Source organism: Streptomyces graminilatus, from assembly GCF_001418565.1.
GTDB classification, from domain to species: domain Bacteria; phylum Actinomycetota; class Actinomycetes; order Streptomycetales; family Streptomycetaceae; genus Streptomyces; species Streptomyces graminilatus.
Map to the genome: position 1 here is coordinate 1 of NZ_LIQQ01000166.1, position 1,309 is coordinate 1,309.

Consider the following 1,309-nt stretch of genomic DNA (forward strand, 5'->3'; position numbering starts at 1 on the left):
ACCTGAACACCTCGGCCGGGCTCGCCGCGAAGGACGTCCTGATCTGGGTGGTCGACCCGGTCGGTGCCGCCGCCATCGACGCCAAGGCGGAGGCCAAGGGCGAGCAGGCCGCCTCGGAGCCGAGCCTGCCGAAGGTGGAGTCCCCGTCGCAGAAGGCGGCGGTCATCACCATCCCCAAGGGCGCCAAGCCTCCCAAGGGCCTTGAGGAGCAGGTGCTGATCAAGGGCAGCGGCAAGAAGGTCGAGGCCGGCCAGGGGCTGATCGCCCAGTACACCGGGGTCAAGTGGGAGGACGGGAAGAAGTTCGACTCGTCCTGGGACCACGGTGGCGCCACGGCCTTCCAGATCGGCACCGGTTCGGTGGTGGCGGGCTGGGACAAGGGTCTCGTCGGCAAGAACGTGGGTGACCGGGTGCTCCTGGTGATCCCGCCGGCCCTGGGCTACGGCGCGAGCCCCGGCAGTGAGCTGGCGAAGAACACGCTGGTCTTCGTGGTGGACATCCTCGGCACCGTCTGACCGGCTCGTCTGTGAGACTGTTCCCGACGCAGGTCACGCAACAAGGAGAGATGAAGTGAGCATCGAGAAGCCCGAGATCGACTTCCCCGAAGGCCAGCCTCCGGCGGACCTCCAGATCAAGGACATCTGGGAGGGCGACGGAGCGGTAGCGGTGGCGGGTCAGAACGTGACCGTCCACTACGTGGGAGTCTCCTTCAGCACGGGCGAGGAGTTCGACGCGAGCTGGAACCGGGGCACCCCGTTCAAGTTCCCGCTGGGCGGCGGCCGGGTCATCAAGGGCTGGGACCAGGGTGTGCAGGGCATGAAGGTCGGTGGCCGGCGTGAGCTGACCATCCCGGCCCACCTCGCCTACGGCAACCAGAGCCCCACGCCGGCGATCAAGCCGGGCGAGACGCTGATCTTCGTGGTGGACCTGATCGCGGTCTGACCGGTCGCCGCTTGACCGGTCGCTGTCCGACCGGTCGCGGTCCGGTTGATCGCGTCCGGTTGATCGCGGTCCGGCCCGTCCGCAGTCCGACCGTCCGGTCGGGTTGTCGTACGACAGTCGAATGTGATCGGGATTGGATGGGATCGTCGTATGAAGTAGATACGGGATTTGACCGAACCTGATCATCTGGGGCCCATGCCTGTCCGGGCATGGGCCCTCGGCTTTTGCCGCGCCACTTCGGGGCGGTACGGTCATCCGTCGTAAGCACCATAGGGAAGGCGAAGTTCGTCGATGGCCATTGCCAAGGCAGAGCGGCTGATGAACCTGGCGCTGTGTCTGCTCGGGACGCGCAGGCCACTGAGCAAGC

At 66.8% G+C, this 1,309-nt stretch carries 2 protein-coding genes; both read left to right on the forward strand.

Features of this window, described 5'->3' with window-relative positions; genetic code table 11:
* Window positions 1-515: FKBP-type peptidyl-prolyl cis-trans isomerase (locus AOK08_RS15960; RefSeq protein ID WP_198539283.1), on the forward strand; the 515-nt coding region annotated here is incomplete at its 5' end.
* 55 nt (window positions 516-570) lie between these two features.
* Complete coding sequence (locus AOK08_RS15965) at window positions 571-942, forward strand: FKBP-type peptidyl-prolyl cis-trans isomerase (protein ID WP_055526228.1); 372 nt, start codon at window positions 571-573, stop codon at window positions 940-942.
* Window positions 943-1,309: the final 367 nt, after the last annotated feature.